6 protein-coding genes and 3 pseudogenes are annotated in these 8,048 nt (G+C 60.6%); 4 read left to right on the top strand and 5 right to left on the bottom strand.

All coding sequences use genetic code 11. The features are described from left to right. Together DYI37_RS20090 and istB are read left to right on the top strand one after the other, a co-directional pair. On the top strand, window positions 1–462 hold a 462-nt coding region (locus DYI37_RS20090; RefSeq protein ID WP_425365065.1), incomplete at its 5' end, for a Mu transposase domain-containing protein. Beyond that, window positions 462–1,334, top strand: a complete 873-nt coding sequence (gene istB, locus DYI37_RS19580; protein ID WP_116684960.1) for an IS21-like element helper ATPase IstB — start codon at window positions 462–464, stop codon at window positions 1,332–1,334. The genes DYI37_RS20090 and istB, both read left to right, overlap by 1 nt. 59 nt (window positions 1,335–1,393) lie before the next feature. Here the strand turns inward: istB and DYI37_RS19575 are convergent. Next, window positions 1,394–1,690 (bottom strand): annotated as a pseudogene (locus tag DYI37_RS19575) (transposase); the annotation flags it as partial. Between the two features lie 63 nt (window positions 1,691–1,753). Between DYI37_RS19575 and DYI37_RS19570 the strand changes: the two are divergent. Next, the gene (locus tag DYI37_RS19570; RefSeq protein WP_116684958.1) at window positions 1,754–2,779 is read left to right on the top strand and encodes an IS110 family RNA-guided transposase; all 1,026 of its coding nucleotides are present in this window, start codon (window positions 1,754–1,756) and stop codon (window positions 2,777–2,779) included. Between the two features lie 240 nt (window positions 2,780–3,019). On the opposite strand, the pseudogene DYI37_RS19565 reads toward DYI37_RS19570, so the two are convergent. Further along, a pseudogene (locus tag DYI37_RS19565) lies at window positions 3,020–3,354 on the bottom strand (transposase); the annotation flags it as partial. Window positions 3,355–3,646: 292 nt separating this feature from the next. Between DYI37_RS19565 and DYI37_RS19560 the strand changes: the two are divergent. Continuing rightward, window positions 3,647–5,587, top strand: a complete 1,941-nt coding sequence (locus tag DYI37_RS19560) for a HAMP domain-containing methyl-accepting chemotaxis protein (protein WP_245414019.1) — start codon at window positions 3,647–3,649, stop codon at window positions 5,585–5,587. Between the two features lie 459 nt (window positions 5,588–6,046). On the opposite strand, the gene DYI37_RS19555 is transcribed toward DYI37_RS19560, so the two are convergent. The 3 genes and pseudogenes from DYI37_RS19555 to DYI37_RS19545 form a co-directional block, all read right to left on the bottom strand. Next, window positions 6,047–6,433 carry a type II toxin-antitoxin system VapC family toxin gene (locus DYI37_RS19555; RefSeq protein WP_116684957.1) on the bottom strand — a complete coding sequence of 129 codons (387 nt, stop codon included), beginning with the start codon at window positions 6,431–6,433 and terminating at the stop codon, window positions 6,047–6,049. Continuing rightward, the gene (locus DYI37_RS19550) at window positions 6,433–6,708 is read right to left on the bottom strand and encodes an AbrB/MazE/SpoVT family DNA-binding domain-containing protein (protein ID WP_116684956.1); all 276 of its coding nucleotides are present in this window, start codon (window positions 6,706–6,708) and stop codon (window positions 6,433–6,435) included. The genes DYI37_RS19555 and DYI37_RS19550 overlap by 1 nt, the downstream gene beginning before the upstream one ends. Before the next feature lie 337 nt (window positions 6,709–7,045). Further along, window positions 7,046–7,801: pseudogene (locus DYI37_RS19545) on the bottom strand (substrate binding domain-containing protein); the annotation flags it as partial. Between the last annotated feature and the right edge of the window lie 247 nt (window positions 7,802–8,048).

The following is an 8,048-nucleotide window of genomic DNA, read 5'->3' as shown; positions in this document are numbered from 1 at the left end:
CTTCGACTGCCGCTTCAGCTTCTCGGCGACTGTGTTCAGGATCATGGCGAGCTCTCCGTCAATGAGAGCTCGAAAAACAACGAACACGGTCACCAGAGCGTTAAACTGAAAAGTTTGCGACACGCCCAGCTCGAGCGCCGCCTCAGTCGGTACGGCATGGTCAGCGTCGACGGCAACTTCTACAGCGTTCCGGACGCCACGCGTCGCCGGGTCGTGGAGGTGTACAAGCTCGCCGACGAGGTCCAGATCTTCGAGGACGGCGTTCTGATCGCCGCTCATCCGATACTGGAAGGCCGTAAGCAGCGCCGTGTAGCACCGGGCCATCGAGCCTATTCGTTCCGAAAGCGGTTGCAGTGTCCCACCGAGGATATTCTCGTGCGCGGCGCCGGCGATGTCGTCGCCCAGCGTTCCCTCGCATTCTACGACGCCGTCGCCCAAAAGCTGGCGCAGGCGGGTCGATGATGACCGGCCCGCTCGACCAGACCCCTTCGACGATCGATCGCATCCGGCGCGAGCTCGTCGGACTGAAGATGCCGCGGGCGCTGGAAGCCCTCGATCATCTCGTGCGCCGGCTCGAACAGGGCGAGATCACCGCCCTCGAGGCGATCGACATCCTGCTCGCCGAAGAGCTGACGCTTCGTGAGAACAGCCGGATCAAGACAGCGCTCAGAATGGGGCGCCTGGCGACGATCAAGACGCTCGCCGGCTTCGACTTCTCCTTCCAACCTTCGCTCGATCGCGACCGCATTCTCGCGCTCGCCCAACTCGGCTTCGTCGAACGCTGCGAGGTCGTCCACTTCCTCGGACCGCCCGGCACCGGTAAGAGCCACTTGGCGACCGTCCTCGGTGTGGAGGCCGTCAAAGCCGGACGAAGCGTTTACTTCACCACGCTCGCCGATCTCATCGCCGCGCTTGCCCGCGCCGAACGGGAAGGCCGGCTTCAGGAGAAGACCCGCTTCTTCTGTCGGCCTTCGCTGCTGATCGTCGACGAGATCGGCTACCTCCCTGTCGTCACGGGTGGTGGCAACCTCTTCTTCCAACTCGTCAACGCCCGCTACGAGCGCGGCGCGATGATCCTGACGTCCAATCGAGGCTTCGCCGAATGGGGCAACGTCTTCGGTGATCCGGTCGTCGCCACCGCACTGCTCGACCGCCTGCTGCATCACGCCGTCGTCATGCAGATCGAGGGATCGAGCTATCGACTTCGTCAGCACGCCGAGCTCACGCCCGAACACGTCCGCTCGAAGGCAACCATCGCACCACCGCTCCAAACGCAGCCGAAACGTCGACGAGGGCGACCGCCTCGTATCGACCCCCTCGCCATGATGGGCTGAACGGCCGAACTGGGGAATTTTACTTCGGCGCTTCTGAGGAAAATTCAGTCGGCATTGACACGTTTGTCGTGGCGCACCGATGCATTTTGGGACTTTCGGCCTGAAATGCAGGGCTTGATGCCCTTCGCCTCAAGAGCGTCCCGGAACCAGTCGGCATCGTAGCCGCGATCACCGAGCAGCCATTGCGCCTTGGGCAACTCGTCCAGAAGCGCTGCCGCCCCGGTGTAGTCGCTGACCGGCCCGGCGGTCATGAAGAAGCTGAGCGGGCGACCATTGGCATCTGCCACAGCGTGCAACTTGGTGTTCATGCCGCCTTTTGTGCGGCCGATCAGGCGACCAAGGCCCCCTTTATGGATGGCCCGCCCCTTCCTCCGGCTTCCGTGTAGGTTTGCCGATGTCTGAATAGGAAGGAGCGAACCATGAGCATCATGATCCTGGGCATTGATCTCGGCAAGAACAGTTGCAGCCTCGTTGGTTTCGATGAAGCCGGCGCGGTCGTCATGAGACGTCGGGTGCGGCGCGAGAACTTGATCGCCTTCACGGCGAAGCTTCCCTCTTGCGTGATCGCGATGGAAGCGTGCTGCGGAGCCCATCACGCCGGTCGGACCATGCAGGAGCAGGGTCACGACATTCGTCTGATGTCGCCGGAATATGTCCGCCCTTACGTAAAGGCACAGAAAAACGACGACCGCGATGCCGAAGCGATCGCGGAAGCTGCGACGCGGCCGACCATGCGGTTCGTCGCTCTGAAGAGTGAGGAACAGCTGGACGTTCAAACTCTACACCGGGTTCGCGACCGGCTCGTTGGCGACCGTACATCGTTGACGAACCAGATCAGAAGTCTGCTTCTGGAGCGCGGTCACGTCGTCGCTCAAGGGCACGCGAAGTTGCGTTTGGCGTTGGCGGATCTGCTCGAAGGCGAGACTGATAGGCTCGGCGCTCGCATGAGATTCCTATTGGCGGACATGCGCAGGCGCTGGGACGAACTGGACGGGCGGGTCGCCGCCTTCGACGCGGAATTCGCCGCGATGGCCAGAAACGACGAACGCGCCAAACGGCTGACGACGATCCCCGGCATCGGCCCTCTCAATGCAACAGCACTCGTGGCTGCGGTGGGAGATGCCGCGACCTTCTCGAGGGGACGAGACCTGGCGGCCTGGCTCGGACTTGTTCCGCGACAGGTGACGACCGGCGGCAAGCCGAAACTTTTGGGGATCACCAAACGTGGTTCCAAGTATCTGCGCAAGATGCTGATCCAAGGTGCACGTGCGGCGATGCCGACCCTGCGCGGCATGGATACGGTCGTCGGAGCATGGCTTCGCGGTCTTTTGACAAGGGCGCATCCCAACACCGTCGTCGTCGCTCTCGCGGCGAAGATGGCACGGATCGTCTGGGCGCTCCTTCGGAACGCCTGCTCCTACGAGGTGCGACCGCAGACGGTCTGACGGAATCGGTTTTCGGCTTCAGTGCCGGAACCGATGAACTGCGAGTGGTGAAAGGAAGATGGCCTGACAGTCGATCGGCGTTCTGAAAACCTCCGGCGCAAAATGGCTCTTCGAAGCCGGCCCCTTTATGAGGATCAGAACGCGCGGATCTCCATCTTGGCAGCGGCACGACCGACATGCCGGATACGTTTGTGCAGACTGCTCACGCCCTTAACCAATAACTGCTTGCAACAGGGGCGGGCCATACGTTTTGACTGCCAGACTCGATGCCGTGCGGTGCGCCTTCTGGTAGGTCGCGTCGATCATGATCGTCTTCCGCTCGGCGGCGGCTGCGGCCAGCCCCCCATCATCCGATGAAAGACGCCCATCTCGCCCCAATGCTTCCAGCGATTATACAACGTCTTCGCGGGCCCATAGTCCTTGGGCGCATCCCGCCAGCGCAGCCCGTTGCGGTTGACGAAGATGATCCCGCTCAACACGCGCCGGTCATCGACCCGTGGCCTGCCGTGGCCTTTGGGAAAGAACGGCCGCAGGCGCTCCATCTGCTCGTCCGTCAGCCAAAACAAATCACTCATATCCAGTCCCCCTGACGGAGCCTGAATCAGACGCTGTCGCGCAAAACAATGAGTCCTGACCCTAGCGCCCCACGCATGCTGTATGCCACAGCAGCCTACTCGCGCACCGTATTCCAGTTCTTATACACCGCCTCACAGCTATTTTACTGAAGTCTGCAAGCTCACAGTTACACGAGGCGCAGTTTCGTAAATCCCATCTAAATTTGTACATACTACGTTTGGTTCGCAATGAAATGATCGGAAATACGCGAGTCGTCATTCCGATTTAACTCGTCGTTGAACAATCGAGGGGATGATCGTGCGCATTTCGAACATTGGCTTGGGTAAGAAGATCGGCGCGAGTTTCCTCGCGATGGTAGTGGGAGCCGCTGCGATGGGCGGGGCCGTCTACTACCAGATGTCCGGTAGCGAGCAGACTCGCCTGGAATACCGACAGACCAACCTCCAGATCCGCGAGACCCTCATGATGAGAGCGCTGGTCGCACGTCAGGAGTTGAGTTTGCGTGGATATCTCCTTTACCCCGACCCCTCCTACGTTCAAAACCTACGAGATTATTACGCGAGCTTTCAGCAGGAGGCGTCCAAGCTTCGCGAATTGACAAGCGATCCGGCACTTCTCGAACGTCTCGACACGATTGATACGGGAATGACAACTTGGCGTCAGCAGATTCTCGACGAGGCCATCCGTCTCGCTGGAAGTCCCGATACGATGTCGCAGGCGGTTGCGCTGACCCGATCGCCTGCAGCGAATGCTCTGATCAATCCGCTCGAAGCGGACATCGACGGCCTCACAGCCGCCCTTTTGGAGCGCGCTGAAGGCTATTCCCGATTTCAGAACGATGCGTACCAAGCCGGTCTGACGAAAATGCTTCTCGGCGTCGGACTGTTGCTTTTACTCGGCGGACTCCTCGGCTGGGCGCTGACTCGAAACATCTCGGCACCGATCGTCCGGCTCCGTGACACAATGGCAGACCTCTTGGCGGGCAATCGTGACATTGACGTTCCTTCGCTTGGTCGCGGCGACGAAGTCGGCCAGATGGCCGGAGCCGTCGATCGCTTCCGGCTGGCTGCGATCGAGCAGGTTCGCCTGGAGAGTGAGGCAGTGTCCCTGCGTTCCGAACAGGACGCCGAGCGCGACCGGATCGCGGTGGCTGACCGTCGAATGCAATCCGATCTTCAGCAGTTCGTCGATTCGATCGAGACGGGCTTCGGATATCTGTCACAGGGGGATCTGACAGTGCGCATGGAAAGGCCGGTGGCGGCGCAGTACGAACCGATCCGTGAGCAGTTCAACGAGACGGTCGGTAAGCTGGAGGCGACCTTTGGCTCGGTCGTGTCGTCGATCGGCTCGATCCGCATGGGCCTCGGAGAAATCAACGTCGCCTCTAACGACCTGGCGCAGCGTACCGAGCAGCAGGCCGCGAGCCTGGAGGAGACGGTGGCGGCGCTGGCGGAGGTGACGCGTGCCGTCAACGAGACGGCGCAGGATGCTGGCCGTGCCCAGGAATCAGCCGAGAGCGCCAACAAGAACGCCGCGAAGGGCGGTGAGATCGTCGGCAAGGCCGTAGAGGCAATGCGCGGCATCGAGCAGTCGTCCGAAAAGATCGGCAAGATCATCGGCGTGATCGACGAGATCGCCTTCCAGACCAACCTCCTGGCCCTGAACGCGGGCGTGGAGGCGGCGCGTGCGGGCGAGGCGGGCCGCGGCTTCGCGGTGGTCGCGCAGGAGGTGCGCGGGCTCTCGCAGCGCTCGGCGGAGGCGGCCAAGGAGATCAAGGACCTGGTCTCGACCTCGAGCGCGCAGGTGGAGGCGGGCGTCGAGTTCGTCTCGGCGTCCGGTCGTTCGCTGGACGAGATTATCATCGAGGTTTCCAACGTCAGCCGCAATGTGGCGGAGATCGCGCGCCGGGCGCGCGAGCAGGCGGTGTCCCTGAAGGAGGTCTCCACCGCCGCCGACCAGATGGACAAAGTCACCCAGCAGAACGCGGCGATGGTGGGGCAGGCAACGGCTGCGGCCCAGTCGCTGTCGGCGGAGACGGACGAACTCGGGCGCCTGATTGCCGAGTTCAAGTTGGCGAGCGCGGGCGGCCAGGCGACGATCGCCTCGCGCAACGCGGCGCGCTCGTCCGCGGCGGCACCCACGGCGAAGTCTCGGCCGGTGGTGCAGATGCGCCCGACCGCTCAGGGAAACGCTGCCCTGAAGGCCCTAGAAGACAATTGGGAAGAGTTCTGATCGACCAAACCGGCACGTCCAGAACGTAATCGCCCAGCTTCTGACTCATCGAACATCGAGTTGCCAAGCTTCAAGACGTTCATCAAAATAGCACCATCCACGGGAGTCACAGCGTTGATCGTTCGCTTCCGCGGGAGCGCTTGACCACCCTCATACGGCGAGCGCGATTCAACGCGGAACAAAACATTCAATATAGGCTGGTCTGCTTGAGGTATACTAAAAGCGGACCATCAGGCAGTCTTGTGATTTGCTGACGATCGATCTGTGGGCGGAATGGCAGCCTTCATCCTTGTCCGCCTGAAAGCTGCCGGTCCGTTTAGGACCCCTGAAGCCGAAAGTCGACAAAAAACGAATGACTGCTTTCGGAGAAGGCGAGAGTCGTTCCAAATGTTGATGATTGGTCGGAAAGCGACAAAGGTCGCTTGAAGAACACGGTCTCCGATCTCCGGCGAACGCTTCTCAGCGGATATGTTCGAGCTTGAGACCGTCGATCTCCACCTTCTTCCATTCCCGGTCTGCGGTTAGAACCGTTGCGCTCAAGTTAAGACCAAGCGCCATGCAACTGAGATCGCCAAGACCTCGCCCGTACTGCCGCGTTCGCGCGGCGAGCATGCCCGAGGCGTAAGCCGCAGCCTCGTCGTGACCGCGGACATCGAGACGGAGGTCGTCGATAATTTCGCGGATTTCATCGCCGGCCATCCCGACCAGTGCCAGTTCCTTGACGACCTCCTGCAGATTCACCGCAGAGACCACCCCATCGCCGATATGAGGCAAAACTCGATCGGCGCCTTTTTCATTCCGAATGAATGCGAGGATAGCCGATGCATCGAGAACGACGACGGCCATCAGCTGTTCTTCGTCGTGCTGGTCGCTTCTTCGGCATCGGCTTCGGATCGCCGTTCAGCGAGGAAATCATCGACCGTCCGCTCTGACATGGCATAACGTCGATAAAGCTCCTGCGCGCGCAATGCCCCGTGCAGAATCGGCGTCAGGCGAAGCTCGTTGCCTTCGACGGTTGCGATCACTTTTGTATCTCCAGTCAATCCCATAGCTTGACGCAGTGCTTTCGGAAGAACCATTCGCCCATAAGCCCCAACCCGAAGATCGACTGACTTTCTCATATTAGCTCCAGCATCAGAATTATACAGAGATAAAATGGCATATGATCGATATTGTAGCAATTCGGTAATTGCCATAACGGCAAACGGGTATGTGCCTTCGTGACCGTTTATGTACATGTTCAGAAGTCGATAGCGTAAGAAACTTCGGCGACTTCCGCACATCCAAGAAGGCGCTCCCGCCTTATCATCCCTTCGACGTCGTATCGTTACATTGCGCGTCAGAACTACCGAAGCGACGGCGACGCTCGCCACCACGACCAAGCATGACTGCGGGGGCGCGCTTCAGGTTGTGAACGCGAAGACGTGGAGCATGGCTAGGAATCGTCGGGGACGACGATCAAACCTTGAGGTAGTTCGCCAATTCATTAGGCGTCTCTTGCGGGAACGATCCCTTTAGATGGTCCAGGAAGGCCGATACGCGGGCGTTCAGCAACCAACGGCTGGGATAGAGGGCCCATAGCGCAATCTCGGGACCTTCAACATCACCCCAGTTGACGAGTGTGCCGGCGGCCAAATCGCGACCGACAAGCGAAATTGGAAGCCTGGCAGCACCGACTCCCATTCGGACGGCGTCGCGGATCATGAGAAGCGACGACGGAGAAAGGGATGGCTGGACTGTGATGCTGGCTTTCCCCGCCGCTGTGGTGACCGTCCAGGATTCCACGGGCTTGGCCAACCCGCGAACGACGGCGGGAACGGGGAATCCATCGCTCGACGGTCTCACCTGCGGACTTGCCACCATCACCATCCGGTCGCGAAGGAAGATCCGTCCGACAAGGCTCTCGTCCGGGTCGGGATTGACCCGGATCGCCAGGTCGTAGCCTTCCTCCACCATGTCGACGGCCCGGTCTTCAGTCGTGACTTCGAGCCGGACCTCTGGATGCTTCAGCGCGAACTCCGCGGCGAGCTTTCCCATCGCGGTCTGGGAGAAGAGAAGCGGCGCGCTGATCCGTAAGCGGCCGCGTGGGGTATGCCCACCCGATGCGATGGCTGACGTGGTTTCTTCGAGGTCGGTCAGCAGCGCACTCGTTCGTTCGAACAAAGCACGATCCTCTTCCGTGAGTTTTAAAGCGCGGCCGCCCCGCTCGAACAGGCAGTTTGAAAGTAGCCCTCTTTCACTGAGTTTTTCCCGGCTGTGGCAGGTCCGCTCAGAACTTCGTCAGAGCTTCTGCGATAGGCGCGGGTGTTTCCTCCGGCCACCAGTGACCGACGCTAGGTGTTTGGTCCCAGCATGTCATGGCTTGGCGATCGGCTGAAGATTTCCGGCTTTGTCTCGCTGATCTGTCGGATGGCTTCGAACGGCGTTTTGAACCGCAGAGCCCTGAGCTGCTTGGCGTAGT

It is taken from the genome of Fulvimarina endophytica, from assembly GCF_003403015.1.
Classification (GTDB): domain Bacteria; phylum Pseudomonadota; class Alphaproteobacteria; order Rhizobiales; family Rhizobiaceae; genus Fulvimarina; species Fulvimarina endophytica.
Note: the sequence above shows the minus strand (reverse complement) of the source record. Positions and strands in the feature narration are given on the sequence as shown.